Genomic DNA, 16,368 nt, shown 5'->3' on the forward strand with positions numbered 1-16,368 from the left:
GCGCTAACTTTAATGTGTCAAAGACAATCAAAGTTAACTTGTGTCAAGTATGAACATTCGTTGAGATTTAAATTTTGTGATTTGCACTTTCTAATGAAAGAAGGTGTAAATCTGTCGAATTTCTCAACACTGTGAATGTCCACACAGATATACTTGTTAAATTGTTAAAGAGCGTTTGACTCTCGCCGTTGAGCGGGTCAGGGCTGCGTATTCTACGCTTTCCCTCGTTGGCGTCAAGTAGTTTTTTAAATTAATTTAAAAACCCTTTTTGCCGTTGATTTAAGTGATGAATTATCGCTTAAACCACCCTGTCACGTTAGCGTTAATCACTTGCTTAATGCCTTGTGTTTGCTGCTGTGCCGTGTCAGTGGATGCGCATTATAGGCAGCTTAGATTTTTGCGCAAGGGCTTTTTTAAATAAAACTACCAAAGCCGGTTTAACAGCCTATTTTGTGTTCAATATTGACAGTAATGAGCTAAAAACAACCTAAATTAGCTTTATACTAGGCCTATACACCTCTATCGCTCTCAGCGATGCCACCTTTTTCTATCTTATACGCTGACTATCAATCACTGAAATTCAAACGGGGATAAAAGTATAGGCAATGATTTATAATTTTGCTGGTTCTTTTAGTCGTGTAGGCTAGTTACAAGAGTGGCTTTTTGGCTAAGTAATTTATTTGATTATTTTTGCCTATACTGTGGTTATGACAAAAATATTTGGCAATGATGCCCAGATAGCATACTTTATTCATAACAAGGAAAGCATTGCACAACATGGGATTGATATGAACACTCAACAACGATTACTCGGAACTCTCTTCTTATTTTTCAGCGTCACAACATTTGCTCATGGAAAAGTTATTTATACTTGGGTCGATGAGGCCGGTGTATCCCATTATAGTGAGCAAGCTCCTGTTGGTGTAGATGCAAAACGTATCTATAGCGAAGATATAGAACCTGGAAAGGTGGGGTTTGTTTCCCCTAAAGAAAAAGTCTCTGGGCAACCCGCTAAAACTCAGTTAGAAAAAGATGCTGAGATCATTAAGTCACTGGATGCAGAGCAAGCCAAGATGTTATGCGAGCGTGCACAGCATAGCCTAACAATCCTGACGACCTATAATAAATTAAATAAAAAGAATGAAAAAACTGGTGAAACTGTCTCAATGACAGAAGATGAGCGTCAGCAAGAGATTGCGATGAATAAAGAGAGAGTCGCGCTGTTTTGCGATTAAGTTACATCGTTTAATGGCTATCGCCTGCATTACGACTTTATCCATAACAATATTAAAATCGCGATTTGTAGATACTTCCATATAAACAAATCCATCTTTACCATTTACAGGCAATAAAAAAGGAGGCATAAGCCTCCTTTTTTACGGTCTTTCGCTCACCGTCGTGAGCAAAATGTCGAATTAACGACGTAAACCTAACTTTTGGATCAAAGCAGTGTAGCGAGCTACTTCAGTACGCTTAAGGTAAGCAAGAAGCTTACGACGTGCACTAACCATACGTAAAAGACCACGACGTGAGTGGTGATCATGGATGTGCTCTTTGAAGTGACCTTGAAGGTGGTTGATTTGAGCAGTTAATAACGCTACTTGAACTTCTGTAGAACCAGTATCGTTCTCGCCGCGACCAAATTCAGCAACAATTTGTGCTTTTTGTTCATTACTTAGTGACATGAAAATCTCCAAAATATTTAAAATTAACCCCAGCCGATCACTAACTCAGCCGAAGTGGGCGCGCTATTCTAACGAGAAAGACAAAACAGCGCAAATAAATAATGCTTTATCGATACAATTGCCGATATTTAATTAGTCTCTTAATACTACAAGGCGCTTAGGGGCAAGTAAGCCATCATCATTCATCGCACCAATACCGACAAATTGCTTACGTTCGCCAATAGTGATCCTAACTAACTCATCAGGCTTTAACCCCGGAGCTTGCATAAATTGCCCTTGCATTACATAAGGCATCATCGCATCAGGCAAATTGATTTCATTAAGGTGGCTGACCGCTGTGTCCATTGGCAATAGCAATGGATCGAGCAAATCACTTGGTTCAATACCATCGGCTTTAGCTTGTTCGACTAATGCTTCGAGTTCAGCTAGCGATACCATCTTATCGTAGGGATAAGTCGCCACCTGTGTGCGACGCAACATAATGACATGTGCACCACAACCCAACATTTCACCGAGGTCATCGATGATTGTGCGAATATAAGTACCTTTTGAGCAATGAATATCTAGTGTTAGTTCATCACCTTCTAAACCTAAGAAGTTAAGCTCATACACAGTTATCGGTCTTGCTTCGCGGGGAACTTCAATTCCCTCACGTGCGTACTTATACAGTGGCTGACCTTGGTACTTCAACGCAGAAAACATTGATGGCACTTGCATGGTGTCACCACGAAAGTGCTCAAGTGCAGTTTGCAATTGTTCATCAGAAAAGTTAACTGTGCGAGTTTGGACAACTTCACCATCAGAATCACTGGTATCAGTGCGTTCACCAAGCTTAGCAATCACTGTGTAACGCTTATCAGAATCAAGCAAATGCTGCGAAAACTTGGTTGCTTCACCAAGACATACGGGCAACATACCTGTTGCAAGTGGGTCTAAAGCACCTGTATGGCCTGCTTTATTGGCGTTAAAAAAACGCTTAACTCTTTGCAAGGCATGATTTGAGCTCATGCCGGTATCTTTATCGAGTAGTACTATACCGTCAATAAAGCGACCTTTTTGACGACGAGCCATTAATCTTGCTCCTTGTCGCCACCATCAGTTTCAGTATCAGCCTCGTCAGCTCGACCACTTTGCTGCTGCTTTTGCTTGTCATTGGTAATGACCTGACTCACTAGGTTAGACATTCTCATGCCCTCTACTAGCGATGAATCGTAAACAAAGCGAAGCTCTGGCATCACTCTTAATTTCATGCGGCCAGCAATCAAAGTACGTACATAAGGTGCTGCTGCCATTAACGCATCAATTTTTTCTTGAACTAGCTCTTCATCTTCTTCGAAGAAAGTAACGAATACTTTTGCATAGTTTAAGTCACGTGACACATCTACATCGTTCACAGTTACGAATCCTACACGAGGATCTTTAATGTCTCTTTGTAGCACGACAGCAAGTTCTTGCTGAAGTTGCTGGGCGATACGACGAGTGCGGCTAAATTCTTTGGCCATAATTATGTCCCATCATTTTTAAGTTGAATCAAAAAGGGCGGCTAATGCCGCCCTTTGATATTAAAGTGTTCTTGCCACTTCGACGGTTTCAAAGACCTCTATCTGGTCTCCTACTCTCACATCATTGTAGTTCTTAACACCGATACCACATTCCATACCATTACGTACTTCGTTGGCATCATCTTTAAAGCGACGAAGAGATTCTAGTTCACCTTCATAGATAACAACGTTTTCACGTAGTACACGGATAGGTGCGCTGCGCTTAACGATACCTTCAGTAACCATACAACCTGCAATCGCACCAATTTTAGGCGATTTAAATACATCACGTACTTCTGCAAGACCGATGATTTCTTGTTTGAACTCAGGAGATAGCATACCGCCCATCGCTGACTTCACTTCATCGATTAGATTGTAGATTACGCTGTAGTAGCGTAGGTCAACACTTTCAGCTTCGATTGTCTTACGCGCTTGTGCATCAGCACGTACGTTAAAGCCAACCATAATTGCATTAGATGCTGCAGCAAGTGTTGCATCAGTTTCAGTTAATCCACCTACACCGCTAGCAATGATGTTCACTTTAACTTCATCAGTAGACAGTTTGTTCAGTGAGTCTGAAATTGCTTCTAGAGAACCTTGAACGTCTGCTTTTAACACAATGTTCAGCTCTTGTACTTCACCTTCAGTCATGTTGGCAAACATGTTTTCAAGTTTAGACTTCTGCTGACGTGCTAGTTTAACGTCGCGGAACTTACCTTGACGGTAAAGTGCAACTTCACGAGCTTTACGTTCATCACGTACAACCGTCGCTTCATCACCCGCTGAAGGTACACCTGAAAGACCTAAGATCTCTACAGGAATAGAAGGACCGGCTTCTTGAATTGGCTTACCGTTTTCATCTTTCATCGCACGGACTTTACCGTACTCAAGACCACATAATACGATATCACCTTGTCTCAACGTACCTTCTTGAACCAGTACAGTTGCAACAGGGCCACGGCCTTTATCAAGTTTAGACTCAACAACAACACCGCCAGCCATGCCTTCACGTACAGCTTTCAGCTCAAGTACTTCAGCTTCAAGAAGAATACCTTCAAGTAGCTCATCGATACCGGTACCTGCTTTTGCAGATACATGTACGAACATGTTGCTTCCGCCCCAGTCTTCTGACATCACGCCATGCTGAGCGAGCTCAGATTTAACGCGTTCAGGATCAGCTTCTGGCTTATCAATCTTGTTCACTGCAACAATCAGAGGGACACCACCCGCTTTAGCGTGTTGGATTGCTTCGATTGTTTGTGGCATCACACCGTCATCAGCAGCAACAACTAGGATTACGATATCTGTTGCTTTAGCACCACGAGCACGCATTGCAGTAAACGCGGCGTGACCAGGGGTATCTAAGAAGGTGATCATACCGTTGTCAGTTTCAACGTGGTAAGCACCAATATGCTGAGTAATACCACCCGCTTCACCTGATGCTACTTTTGCAGCACGGATATAATCGAGTAATGATGTCTTACCATGGTCAACGTGACCCATGATGGTAACAACTGGTGCACGAGGCTCAACTGATACGCTATCATCACGGTCAGATAGTACTTGGTGCTCTAGCTCATTTTCACGAGTAAGAACCACTTTGTGACCCATTTCTTCTGCAACCATTTGCGCAGTTTCTTGGTCTAGTACTTGGTTAATGGTAACCATTGAACCCATTTTCATCATTTGCTTGATGATTTCAGTCGCTTTAACTGCCATCAAATGTGCAAGTTCAGAAACAGTCACAGTTTCACCGATGCGTACATCACGTGTTACTGCAGCAGCTGGCTTGTTGAAGCCATGCGCCATTGACTCTGGTGCAACTGTGCGATTGTTACGTGCACCGCGGTTATCACGACCGCCTTTGCCACCACGTTTCTTGTTGGCATTCTTGTTACGTGCACGACGCCCACGTTTTTCTTCAGCCATATCAGACTTATCTTCAGCAGCACGCGCTTCTTTAGATGTCGTAATATGGTGATCGCTGTTTTTCTCAGCTTCAATACGTTGACGCTCTTCTTCAGCCCAACGCTTTTCATTTTCTTCAGCTAACTTACGCGCTTTTTCAGCCGCTAAATCCGCTTCTTCTTTTTGCTTTTGTTGCAATGCAGCCTCTTGCGCAGCTTTAATGCGGTCAGCTTCTGCTCTAGCCGCTGCAGACTCTTCAGTTTCAGCTTTAGGCTTCACTTCTGCAGTCTTAGTTGCTTTTTCAGCTTTAGCTTTTGAATCAGCTTGTTTCTTAGCTTTCGCTTCTGCATCCGCTTTAGCCTTAGCTTCAGCTTTCTCTTTCGCCGCTTTCGCTTGCGCTTCTTGCTTAGCTTTTTCAGCCGCTTCGGCTTCCGCTTTTTGCTGTGCTTCTAGCTCTGCTTGCTTAGCAAGTTCTGCTGGATCGCGCTTAACAAAAGTACGCTTCTTACGTACTTCTACTTTCACGTCTTTAGATTGACCACCAGTGCTTGCAACACTTAACGTTGATACAGTTTTACGCTGTAACGTCATTTTAGTTGGTGCATTATCGCCACCATGTTGCTTTTTAAGGTGCTCTAGTAACTGCTGCTTTTCTGCTTCAGAAACTGAATCATTCTTTTTCTTGCTCACGCCAGCTTCAGCAAATTGTTCAATAAGTCTTTCAACACTCTTGCCAACTTCTGTAGCTAACTTCTCTACACTTGTATCTGCCATTCAATAAATCCCCCTGTTGATCGACTTATGCTTCTTCGCCAAACCAACAGATGTTGCGGGCAGCCATGATGAGCTCACCAGCCTTTTCTTCTGTCAATTCTTCAATATCGATTAAATCGTCAATACCCTGTTCTGCTAGGTCTTCTAGCGTCACTACACCTTTACTTGCTAGTACAAAGGCTAAGTGTCTTTCTAGACCCTCTAACGCTAATAAATCTTCACTCGGCTCAGCACCGTCTAATGCTTCTTCAGACGCTAATGCACGAGTAGAAATTGCCGCTTTTGCACGCTCACGTAACGCTTCAACGATACCTTCGTCAAAACCTTCAATTTCTAATAACTCTGCTTCTGGTACGTAAGCAACTTCTTCTAGTGAAGTGAAGCCTTCATCAACGAGTACCGTTGCAAAACCTTCATCAACATCCAGTGAAGCTACGAATAACTCAATTGTCTTCGCACTTTCTGCTTGATGCTTCTGGTTCATTTCTTCAACTGTCATCACATTCAATTCCCAACCCGTAAGTTGAGTTGCTAAGCGAACGTTTTGACCGTTACGACCAATGGCTTGAGCTAGGCTATCTGCTTCAACAGCGATATCCATAGAGTTGTTGTCTTCATCAACAATGATAGAGGCAACATCAGCTGGCGCCATGGCGTTAATAACATATTGCGCTGGGTTATCATCCCACATGATGATATCTACACGCTCACCAGCTAGTTCGTTTGAAACAGCTTGAACACGTGCACCACGCATACCCACACAAGCACCGATTGGATCAATGCGCTTATCGTTAGATTTCACAGCAATCTTGGCGCGTGCTCCTGGATCGCGAGCGGCAGAAACAATTTCAATCATTTCATCTAAGATTTCTGGTACTTCAACACGGAACAGCTCAATTAGCATTTCTGGCTTGCTACGTGTTAGGAATAGTTGCGCGCCACGTGCCTCTGGACGTACTGCATAAAGTAATGCACGTACACGGTCACCTGGACGGAAAGATTCGCGACTAATTAAGTCTTCTTTGAATAATACGCCATCAGCGTTATTACCAAGGTCAACTACGACGTTTTCACGGGTGCTCTTTTTAACAACACCAGTCACAATCTCGCCTTCACGCTCAATAAACTGTTCAACAACTTGAGCACGTTCAGCTTCACGTACCTTTTGTACGATCACTTGCTTAGCCGTTTGAGTCGTAATACGGTCGAATACTACTGATTCAATTTCGTCTTCAATGTATTCACCAGCTTGAATCTCTGGTGTATCAAACTGCGCAGCTTCAATCGTAATTTCAGCAAATGGGTTTTCTAATGGCTCGCCATTATCTTCAACCACTAACCAACGACGGAAAGTTTCATACTCACCAGATTTACGATCGATAGAAACGCGTACTTCAATATCGCCTTCGTATTTTTTCTTGGTTGCAGTTGCAAGCGCGATCTCTAACGCTTCAAAAATTTTCTCACGCGGTACAGCCTTTTCATTAGAAACTGACTCCGCGACTAACAGGATCTCTTTATTCATTTGGTCTAGCCTCGTTCTTCACCTGAAACCATCAAAACTTAGCGATAACGTTACCTTTACGGATATTATCCAAGGCAACAATTAACTCTTTTCCATCAACCGTCATCGTGAGCATCTGCCCATCAATTGCGGTGATAACACCTTTTAAATTACGACTGCCATTAACTGGCATCGTTAACTGAACTTTGGCATCTTCACCGACATAAGCTGCATATTGCTCAGCAGTAAATAAAGGTCTGTCGACCCCTGGAGAAGATACTTCTAATGTATATTCAGTCGTGATTGGATCTTCAACATCCATAATTGCACTGATTTGGCGGCTCGCCTCAGCACAATCTTCAATGTTGATGCCATTTTCAGCATCAATAAATACACGAATGATTGAATGTTTACCTGCTTGAATGTACTCAATACCCCATAGGTCAAAGCCAAGGGCTTCAACTGGACCTGATAACATGTCAACCAATTTAGATTCTAAAGTTGCCAAAAATGACCCCCAAAAAAACGAAAAAAGGGCTAATAGCCCCTAAAACGATCCATCTTGATGGATATTCAAAAGTCCATATAACAAAAAACCCCGTAAGCACGAGGTTATTTGTTATAGAACCTGTAATTGTAGTGAGTTCACCTGAACTTTTGCCACTACAAGGAGCTGGTTGCGGGAGCCGGATTTGAACCGACGACCTTCGGGTTATGAGCCCGACGAGCTACCAAACTGCTCCATCCCGCGTCAACTGGTGCCAAGTATATTGATTTACGCCTTTTCTTGCAATGATTAACTCTCTAAAATCGAAAAAACTTGCTGCATTTATCGCGCTGTTCCGTTTATGGCTTTTATTTCACGTTAACATTTAAGCTGAGTAAAATCATGAGGAGAAATGATGACTTATCATGACGCCCTCAACATTTACTTAGTGAAATATCAAAGCATTAGCTCATTGCGTTCTCACATTAGCTCGCCTTAAAACTCAGATTACCATCGTCTATACCCACATATATGGTTTGTCCGGCTACGAACTCACCACGCAACAATCGCTGAGCGAGTGGGTTTTCAACTTCCTGCTGCAATGCCCGCTTCAAAGGTCTCGCACCGTATACAGGATCAAACCCAGCTTGTGCAATCAATGCCAAGGCTTGCGATGTAATTTCTAACCCGAGGTCTTTTTCAGCTAAACGCGCTGTTAGATTGGCCAATTGAATTTTGGCAATATGGGCAATATGCTCTGCTGATAAAGGATGGAATACCACACTTTCATCAACTCGGTTTAAAAACTCCGGCCTAAATGAATGCGTAACAACATTCATGACCTGCGCTTTCATTTCATCATAAGTGAGCGTATTAAATTGCTCTTGTATCACATCTGAACCCAAGTTAGATGTCATGATCACCACAGTGTTTCTAAAATCAACTGTGCGCCCTTGCCCGTCTGTTAAACGGCCATCATCCAATACCTGCAATAAGATGTTAAAGACATCCGGATGCGCCTTTTCAACTTCATCTAATAAGATGACTGAATATGGCTTACGGCGAACAGCTTCTGTTAAATAGCCGCCTTCTTCATAGCCAACATACCCAGGAGGTGCACCAACTAGCCGCGATACTGCATGTTTCTCCATAAATTCAGACATATCAATCCGCACCATGGCAGACTCAGTATCAAACAAGAAGGTGGCCAGAGATTTACACAATTCCGTTTTACCGACCCCCGTAGGGCCAAGGAATAAGAATGATCCAATAGGACGATTTGGATCGGCAAGCCCTGCTCGGCTTCGACGAATGGCATTTGATACAGCATCCACAGCTTCTGCTTGACCAATGACACGTTCATGTAACGCATCTTCCATTTGCAGCAGCTTTTCCCGTTCACCTTCAAGCATTTTTGCCACAGGAATGCCCGTGGCTTTGGATAACACCTCAGCAATCTCAATATCCGTGACTTTATTTCTCAATAACGTCATATCTTGCATTTCAGCTTGAGAAGCCAAATCCAATTGTTTCTCTAACTCGGGAATACGGCCATATTGCAGCTCAGACATTCTGGTTAAATCCCCAGCACGCCTTGCAACTTCCATGTCCATTCTCGCTTGCTCTAAGTCAGCTTTAATGTGCTGAGTACCTGCTAACGCTGCTTTCTCAGTATGCCAAATCTCATCAAGCTCATTGGCATTAGCTTCAACTTCTTTTAACTCATCCTGCAAATGAGATAAACGTTTTCGACTCGCATCATCTGACTCTTTCTCTAGAGCCTGCTCTTCAAGCTTTAATTGAATAGCTCTTCGCTCCAGTCTATCTAAAGATTCTGGTTTAGAGTCAATCTGAAGACGGATACTAGATGCTGCTTCGTCAATTAGATCGATGGCTTTATCAGGCAGTTTTCTATCTGAAATATAGCGATGAGACATACTTGCCGCAGCGACAATAGCAGGGTCGGTAATTTCAACATGATGATGCAGTTCATAGCGCTCTTTTAATCCACGTAAAATAGCAATGGTATCTTCAACAGAGGGTTCATCCACGACCACTTTTTGAAAGCGTCGTTCAAGGGCGGCATCTTTTTCTACATATTGGCGATATTCATCTAATGTTGTCGCGCCTACACAATGCAGTTCACCGCGGGCTAATGCCGGTTTGAGCATATTGCCTGCATCCATTGCGCCTTCACCTTTACCTGCACCAACCATGGTATGCAACTCATCAATGAATAAAATCACCTGCCCTTCTTCTTGAGCAAGTTCATTTAGCACGGCTTTGAGGCGTTCCTCAAATTCACCGCGATATTTTGCCCCAGCAATCAAGGCGCCCATATCTAAAGAAAGAACACGTTTATTTTTAATACCCTCAGGGACTTCACCATTAACAATACGCTGGGCTAAACCTTCCACAATAGCTGTTTTACCTACGCCAGGCTCACCAATAAGCACAGGGTTATTCTTGCTTCGACGTTGTAATACTTGAATGGTTCGGCGGATTTCGTCGTCACGACCTATCACTGGATCAAGTTTGCCCTGCTCAGCACGTTCGGTTAAATCAACCGTAAATTTCTTTAATGCTTGTCGCTGATCTTCAGCATTAGGATCATCCACATTTTGCCCACCGCGAACCTGTTCAATGGTTTTCTCCATCAACTCTTTGGTTGCACCTGAGTCTTTCAAGGCTTTGGCTAATGCATCATTGCCTTCCAGCGCCGCTAAAATAAATAACTCAGAAGATATGTACTTGTCTTTACGTTTTTGCGACAGCTTATCGCATAAATTAAGTAAACGAATTAACCCTTGAGAAAGCTGAACATCGCCACCTGTACCATCAACTTGCGGTAATTTCTCTAACTCTTGACCGAGCGTAGAGCGTAACGCACTCACGCGGATCCCTGCTTGAGTCAATAAGGGATGAATGGAGCCAGAATCTTGGTTCAATAGCGCCATCATTAAATGAGTCGGTTCTATAAATTGATGATCACGCCCGAGCGCAAGCGATTGGGCATCAGAAATGGCAATTTGAAACTTATTAGTCATTCGATCGAGTCTCATACTCACTCCTATTATCTGATACGTAAAATAAAATTGGATGTGCATTCTATTTGCACTGATAACTTATTTATGGGGATAAAATAGCCGATTTCAAGCAGGAAGATTGAAAATTGTCGATTGAGTAGAATGATTATTAGCTTAACAAATGCCTGTAAGAATAAAGTCATTACTGCATCACAAATTGCTCTGTATTGCTCAGTAACGAGCAAACAGGGGTACAGGTTTCTATGATTTCAGCCACACTAAAGTGGCTTGCCGGCCAGTTTGAGCTTGGCGTCGATAAGAGAAAAACTGAGGGTTGGAAACAGTACACTCATTCGCACTGAATATCTGCTGCACGCCAAAACGTTGTAATCTTTGTGCCGCTAGTTGGTATATATCGGCCAGATATTTATCACCACTGGCAATAAAGCACTCATTGGCCTTAGGGTCGTGCTTGATAAAGGCCGCACGCACTTCTGCACCCACTTCAAACGTATTAGGACCAATTGCAGGGCCAAGGTAAGCAATTAATGAGTTTGCTGGCGAGTCGAATAGTTGCAGGGCATTTTCAATAATACCCTCACACAAGCCGCGCCAGCCAGCATGCACAGCGCTGACTTCAGTACCTTCTTGATTGCATATTACCACTGGGAGACAGTCGGCAGTCATCACGGCACAAACAGTATGAGCTTGATTAGTAAAACTGCCATCAGCAGCAACTACCGATATATTATCAGGATTACTCAGCACCTTAGTACTATGAACTTGCTCTAACCAAACAGGAGCTGATGGCAGCTGGTAACGCGACACAAGTAAATCACGATTATGGCTCACATGGGCAGATTCATCACCCACGTGCGCCCCTAGATTTAACTCAGCATAAGGGGCCTGACTTATCCCGCCGAAACGATCCGTAAATACCAATCCGATATTATCAGGTACAGGCCAATCATGCTGCCACATTTAGATATACTCGACAGGGTTCTGCTCAAGATCTTTACGCATCGCTTTAGCTAACTGCACCATGTCATCTGGAACCGGCGCATGCCAAGTCATGATTTCACATGTGAATGGGTGAGCAAGCTCCAGTCTTATTGCATGTAGCGCTTGGCGTTTGAAGCCTCTTAGCACTTCAGAAAACGCTTCGCTTGCCGCTTTTGGGGGACGCGGACGGCCACCATAAACAGGATCGCCCACCAGCACATGACCAATATGCGCCATATGAACACGAATTTGGTGAGTACGGCCCGTTTCAAGTCGCAAACGTAGGCGTGTATGGGCACGGAACTTTTCAGCTACTCGGTAATGGGTCACAGAGGGACGACCACCGTGGATAACAGCCATTTGAGTACGCTTAGTTTCGTGACGGTCAATAGGCTCATCCACCATACCACCAGCAGTCATAGTGCCTGTCACAATCGCTTCGTATTCACGTACAATGTCGCGCGCTTGTAATGCAGCTACTAGATGAGTTTGTGCTTCTACCGTTTTCGCTACCACCATCAGTCCAGTGGTATCTTTATCTAAACGATGCACAATACCCGCTCTTGGTACATGCTCAATGTCTGGGCAGTGATGTAATAAAGCGTTGAGTAAGGTACCGTCGGCATTGCCTGCTCCGGGATGTACCACTAAGCCTGCTTGCTTGTTTACCACTAAAATATGATCGTCTTCATATACGATATTCAGAGCGATATCTTGCGCGGCGGCTTTCACCTCTTCTTCTAAGGTGGCATCAACGTCAACGATTTGAGATTCAAAAACCTTTTCCCGTGGCTTATCAACTGTGATACCGTCAACGCTAACTGCACCAGATAGGATCCATTCTTTGATGCGTGTGCGCGAATAATCCGGGAACAATTCAGCTAATGCTTGGTCCAATCTAAGACCTGTTTGTGTTGCCGTGATCTCGCTTTTTAGATTAATCTCTTGTGTCATAGTAACCGTACCCCGATTTTTGGGGTCCAAAGTGAATGTGCTATCTGTTACAATCGGATTTTCCTATTTTACCGTGAAATGGAAAAATTCTTAACAACAACTTAAAAAGAATTGAATTCAAGTATGTATAAATATGCAAAACGTATGGCGCTGATCATCTCTGCATTGGCGTTAACTGCCTGTAGTAGCAAAGATTCTATCGAAGATGAAATTAACAATCGCGCTTCTCCAGAAGTGCTATATAAACAAGCTAGAACTTCAATGGAGCTGGGTAATTACTCGAAAGCTGTACGTTCTTTGGAAGCATTAGATTCGCGTTACCCATTTGGTGCCCACAAAACGCAGGTGCAACTCGACCTCATTTTCGCGTATTACAAAATGGATGATGTCGCCTCTGGTATTGCCAATATCGACCGTTTTATTCGTCTAAACCCGACGCATCCAGAAATCGACTATGTGCATTACATGCGTGGATTGACTAACATGCAAGCAGATAATTATCTGTTCCATGACATGTTTAATATTGATCGAACTGATCGCGATCCTAAAAATGCAGAAGATGCTTTCCGTGACTTTGAGCGTTTAATTAAAACTTACCCAAATAGTAAGTATGCGCCTGATGCACAAAAGCGTATGCATTATTTGAAAAATCGTTTAGCTAATTATTCGATTAAAGTGGCTGAATACTACATCAAAATGAATGCATGGAGTGCTGCAGCAGTGCGTGCTCAAACAGTATTAGAAAAATTCCCAAGAACACCAACGACTGAACGTGCACTTGAGATTATGGCTATCGCTTATGAAGAGCTTGGCCAAGAACAACTAAAAGATAATGCATTAAGTGTTATGCAGCTTAACTTCCCAAATAACCCAATGGTGAACTAAGCCTTCTTTAGTAAAGCATCTAGTTATTAAAAACAGCCCGCTAGTTTAACTAACGGGCTGTTTTTTTTATTCGTTAAGCCATATGGTGATATACAAAGCCACCGTATAAATATTTGGTTGCCTCAGCCCCCAACACAGCAACCTTATCACCAGGTTTTAGCTTATTAGAATGAATAAGACGAGATAAGCTAACCCAAATTGCTGCCGAGCCTAAATTACCTAAATGCTTAGCATCATTAATGACTCGTTCAGGAGAAGTACCCATCGCCTTTGCCAGCATGTGATCAATATGGCCATTGGCTTGATGCGGCAAAATATAAGCAAAGTCATCAATATGATATCCGCGTTGCTGCAAGGCTTGCCACCCAAGTGTAAATAGCTGCTCTCCCTGAGAACGTACCGCTTGAGTATTATGGTGAAACCTTGCCATTTTACCGCGGCCTACGTCATTTGAACCTGCGTCAAGATAAAAGCCAGGTGGCTTTTGGTGGCCAATTTGCCCCAAATAAATATCACTGATTGTTGATGTATTGCTCTGCTTAGGCCCAAGCACAACACTGGCAGCACCATCGCCCATTTGCACATAGTTCACAAGCTGCTCAGTGTCGACAAATGCTTTACTCATATCGAAATATACAGACCCTGTTTCAACCCCGACAATGGCAACAGGCTTTTCATTCACATGACAAAATGCCGAGGCAATTTGCAGTCCATTAGCAAAACCAGTACACGCTTGTCGAAGCTCAAGGTACGGACCGTGATAAGCCATCACATCAGCTAACCAAGCAGCATTCGGTGGAACCTGCGTGTGTGGCGTACAAGTATGAGTGAGCAGATAATCTAAGTTATCAGGCGTTAATTTTGCCTTTGTGAGTGCATCCATCAGCACCTGTTTGCTTAATTCAATACTGGTTGGCGTGGCTTGGCTCGTTGCTTGAGTTAAATCACGCACTAAATGCCGCTGCTCTATACCAAGGCGTTTAACAATACTCTTAGCTTTCCTAGCATTTAGCGAACCACACAAAGTCGATAAACAGTCTAATAATTGCTGGTTTGTTACCGCTGCATTCGGTAATTGATGCGCAATGCCCAATAAACTTACATCATGCTTAGCAAACTTTAACGCCATTTGGCCTCCAATTTTTGTTGAATATCATCCAAACAAATACCCATCTGTTCAAAAGCATGATCTTGGGAACACAACAGTGCAAACAAATCATGACTAACTTGCTGCTGCGCCAAGTTAAAGTCCCTACTCGTTGCCCCTAACGCTTGTGCATGTTGCCGGCTAATATAAACATGTTTGGCTTCATCCTTTTTGATCAATCCACAAAGCTGACTGAATCGATGTTGCCTACCTAGACTACTTGATTCAAAAGCATGCATGATTTGGGTGACGCAGGTATCGAGTACCGCAATTTTGACAAAATGTTCGCTGTAATTATCTACGCGGCCTAATTGGCTATAAAACAATTGGGCTTTACGCTGTGCTTGTGTATAGCTGTGCAATATGGGAAGTTGATCTGCCACTTGTTGCAAAGCAATATCATGCCTGCACTCGTCAGACTCCACTTCAACTAGCGTTGTCACAATAGATTGTTGCTGAGATTGTGTGAAACTAGGCGTCAATTCTATCTGCTGAGTTTGAAGCCGCAGGATCTCTTGGTTAAATACCATTTGCGCCGATTGCTCGCCGCACAATAATAGCGGCAGCAAGCTAGATAATTGTTCAAGATGATGATCAGTAAATTGCACAGGCTTGCGTTGCTGCTCATCTATCCAAGCTTGAAGTCTGTTAGCGTTATTCCCAGTAATATGTTTTGCAGCTGTTGCCTTACCAAAGCATCGAGTGACTGTCATTAAGCGTCCCTCCCAAGCATTCTATAAAACACGGGGAGCAACAAAACATCGAACAACCAAGCTAAAGCGATGACCATACATGAGAGCAAACTTAGTTGTAAGATGGGCAGAAAATCACTACCCAGCCCAATCGAAAACCCCAACACTAAGGTAACCGTGGTAAAGGTCACCACTGACATGACATTGGTATAGGGCCTGATAAAGTCAGTGCTAGTTTTAAAGTCAGTACCACTTTTCACGCTTGGTAAACGCAGCATCAAATGTAAGCTATCATCAACAATGATCCCCAACATGATCCCAAGCACAATGGTACTGCCTAAACTCAAATGCCCGCCAAGCCAAGACCACAAACCAAACACCCACAGTAATGGCAGAAAATTCAGCATTAAAGCTATCAAACCCAAAGACCAACTACGTTTTATTAAGGTGACTATCAACGCCAGTACCACTAACGCCAGCGCAAACGAAATCAGCATGGTTTTAGCATTATCACGTCCTAAGTGGGCAAACATCAGCTGATGACTAACCGCCTCACTGACCTCTAATGGTGAGTTAGCTGCTAACCAAGTTTCAGTCTTAGTTTCAAATGCCAATAATTCGCTGGCATTCATTGGTTTCAAATACACACTAAGCAAACTTGCTTGATAACCGAGTGCCACCTCAGCACTTAAGCCGAGCTCAGCTTCCGTATGCGTTGCCACTATCAGCTGTAACTGATGCTGCCCGATTCCGGCACTTTTGA

At 43.3% G+C, this 16,368-nt stretch carries 14 protein-coding genes and 1 tRNA gene; 2 read left to right on the plus strand and 13 right to left on the minus strand.

Annotated features, from left to right (window positions below):
• Positions 1 to 680: 680 nt before the first annotated feature.
• Positions 681 to 1,235, plus strand: coding sequence for a DUF4124 domain-containing protein (locus ACHUGF_RS10930; RefSeq protein WP_394131136.1), 555 nt, complete (start codon positions 681 to 683; stop codon positions 1,233 to 1,235).
• A 180-nt stretch (positions 1,236 to 1,415) separates the two neighbouring features.
• Here ACHUGF_RS10930 and rpsO read toward each other — a convergent pair whose 3' ends face one another.
• The 10 genes from rpsO to rluD all read right to left on the minus strand — a co-directional run bounded on the left by rpsO (position 1,416) and on the right by rluD (position 12,881).
• A complete protein-coding gene (rpsO, locus tag ACHUGF_RS10935; protein WP_394131137.1) occupies positions 1,416 to 1,685 on the minus strand; it encodes a 30S ribosomal protein S15 in 270 nt (89 codons plus the stop codon).
• A 132-nt stretch (positions 1,686 to 1,817) separates the two neighbouring features.
• Entirely contained in the window at positions 1,818 to 2,756 is a 939-nt protein-coding gene (truB, locus tag ACHUGF_RS10940; RefSeq protein ID WP_394131139.1) for a tRNA pseudouridine(55) synthase TruB, read from the minus strand.
• The gene (rbfA, locus tag ACHUGF_RS10945; RefSeq protein ID WP_394131140.1) at positions 2,756 to 3,187 is read right to left on the minus strand and encodes a 30S ribosome-binding factor RbfA; all 432 of its coding nucleotides are present in this window, start codon (positions 3,185 to 3,187) and stop codon (positions 2,756 to 2,758) included. The genes truB and rbfA overlap by 1 nt, the downstream gene beginning before the upstream one ends.
• A gap of 60 nt (positions 3,188 to 3,247) precedes the next feature.
• Entirely contained in the window at positions 3,248 to 5,908 is a 2,661-nt protein-coding gene (infB, locus tag ACHUGF_RS10950; RefSeq protein WP_394131142.1) for a translation initiation factor IF-2, read from the minus strand.
• 25 nt (positions 5,909 to 5,933) lie between these two features.
• Entirely contained in the window at positions 5,934 to 7,433 is a 1,500-nt protein-coding gene (nusA, locus tag ACHUGF_RS10955; RefSeq protein ID WP_394131144.1) for a transcription termination factor NusA, read from the minus strand.
• Positions 7,434 to 7,464: 31 nt separating this feature from the next.
• Positions 7,465 to 7,920, minus strand: a complete 456-nt coding sequence (rimP, locus tag ACHUGF_RS10960; RefSeq protein ID WP_394131146.1) for a ribosome maturation factor RimP — start codon at positions 7,918 to 7,920, stop codon at positions 7,465 to 7,467.
• Between the two features lie 166 nt (positions 7,921 to 8,086).
• Positions 8,087 to 8,163: transfer RNA gene (locus tag ACHUGF_RS10965), tRNA-Met, on the minus strand.
• A gap of 221 nt (positions 8,164 to 8,384) precedes the next feature.
• Complete coding sequence (gene clpB / locus ACHUGF_RS10970) at positions 8,385 to 10,961, minus strand: ATP-dependent chaperone ClpB (protein WP_394131148.1); 2,577 nt, start codon at positions 10,959 to 10,961, stop codon at positions 8,385 to 8,387.
• 225 nt (positions 10,962 to 11,186) lie between these two features.
• The gene (gene pgeF / locus ACHUGF_RS10975; RefSeq protein WP_394131149.1) at positions 11,187 to 11,906 is read right to left on the minus strand and encodes a peptidoglycan editing factor PgeF; all 720 of its coding nucleotides are present in this window, start codon (positions 11,904 to 11,906) and stop codon (positions 11,187 to 11,189) included.
• Complete coding sequence (gene rluD, locus ACHUGF_RS10980; RefSeq protein WP_394131150.1) at positions 11,907 to 12,881, minus strand: 23S rRNA pseudouridine(1911/1915/1917) synthase RluD; 975 nt, start codon at positions 12,879 to 12,881, stop codon at positions 11,907 to 11,909.
• 123 nt (positions 12,882 to 13,004) lie between these two features.
• Here rluD and ACHUGF_RS10985 point away from each other — a divergent pair, with 123 nt between their 5' ends.
• Positions 13,005 to 13,766 carry an outer membrane protein assembly factor BamD gene (locus tag ACHUGF_RS10985; protein ID WP_394131151.1) on the plus strand — a complete coding sequence of 254 codons (762 nt, stop codon included), beginning with the start codon at positions 13,005 to 13,007 and terminating at the stop codon, positions 13,764 to 13,766.
• A gap of 73 nt (positions 13,767 to 13,839) precedes the next feature.
• Here the strand turns inward: ACHUGF_RS10985 and ACHUGF_RS10990 are convergent, their stop codons facing one another.
• From ACHUGF_RS10990 to ACHUGF_RS11000, 3 genes are read right to left on the minus strand one after another with little or no spacing between them, the layout of a single operon-like run.
• Complete coding sequence (locus ACHUGF_RS10990) at positions 13,840 to 14,895, minus strand: 3-oxoacyl-ACP synthase III family protein (RefSeq protein ID WP_394131152.1); 1,056 nt, start codon at positions 14,893 to 14,895, stop codon at positions 13,840 to 13,842.
• Positions 14,886 to 15,626, minus strand: coding sequence for a hypothetical protein (locus ACHUGF_RS10995; RefSeq protein ID WP_394131154.1), 741 nt, complete (start codon positions 15,624 to 15,626; stop codon positions 14,886 to 14,888). The genes ACHUGF_RS10990 and ACHUGF_RS10995 overlap by 10 nt, the downstream gene beginning before the upstream one ends.
• Positions 15,626 to 16,327, minus strand: a complete 702-nt coding sequence (locus ACHUGF_RS11000; RefSeq protein WP_394131156.1) for an RND transporter family protein — start codon at positions 16,325 to 16,327, stop codon at positions 15,626 to 15,628. The genes ACHUGF_RS10995 and ACHUGF_RS11000 overlap by 1 nt, the downstream gene beginning before the upstream one ends.
• Positions 16,328 to 16,368 lie beyond the last annotated feature (41 nt).

Origin of the sequence: Shewanella maritima, from assembly GCF_043643735.1 — a bacterium.
GTDB classification, from domain to species: Bacteria; Pseudomonadota; Gammaproteobacteria; order Enterobacterales; family Shewanellaceae; genus Shewanella; species Shewanella maritima_A.

Excerpts from the sequence above, each read along its gene's own strand:
- nusA (WP_394131144.1), bottom strand. The coding sequence starts at position 7,433 with ATGAATAAAGAGATCCTGTTAGTCGCGGAGTCAGTTTCTAATGAAAAG.
- ACHUGF_RS10990 (WP_394131152.1), bottom strand. The coding sequence starts at position 14,895 with ATGGCGTTAAAGTTTGCTAAGCATGATGTAAGTTTATTGGGCATTGCG.
- ACHUGF_RS10995 (WP_394131154.1), bottom strand. The coding sequence starts at position 15,626 with ATGACAGTCACTCGATGCTTTGGTAAGGCAACAGCTGCAAAACATATT.
- infB (WP_394131142.1), bottom strand. The coding sequence starts at position 5,908 with ATGGCAGATACAAGTGTAGAGAAGTTAGCTACAGAAGTTGGCAAGAGT.
- rbfA (WP_394131140.1), bottom strand. The coding sequence starts at position 3,187 with ATGGCCAAAGAATTTAGCCGCACTCGTCGTATCGCCCAGCAACTTCAG.
- rluD (WP_394131150.1), bottom strand. The coding sequence starts at position 12,881 with ATGACACAAGAGATTAATCTAAAAAGCGAGATCACGGCAACACAAACA.
- rpsO (WP_394131137.1), bottom strand. The coding sequence starts at position 1,685 with ATGTCACTAAGTAATGAACAAAAAGCACAAATTGTTGCTGAATTTGGT.
- truB (WP_394131139.1), bottom strand. The coding sequence starts at position 2,756 with ATGGCTCGTCGTCAAAAAGGTCGCTTTATTGACGGTATAGTACTACTC.
- clpB (WP_394131148.1), bottom strand. The coding sequence starts at position 10,961 with ATGAGACTCGATCGAATGACTAATAAGTTTCAAATTGCCATTTCTGAT.
- ACHUGF_RS10985 (WP_394131151.1), top strand. The coding sequence starts at position 13,005 with ATGTATAAATATGCAAAACGTATGGCGCTGATCATCTCTGCATTGGCG.
- pgeF (WP_394131149.1), bottom strand. The coding sequence starts at position 11,906 with ATGTGGCAGCATGATTGGCCTGTACCTGATAATATCGGATTGGTATTT.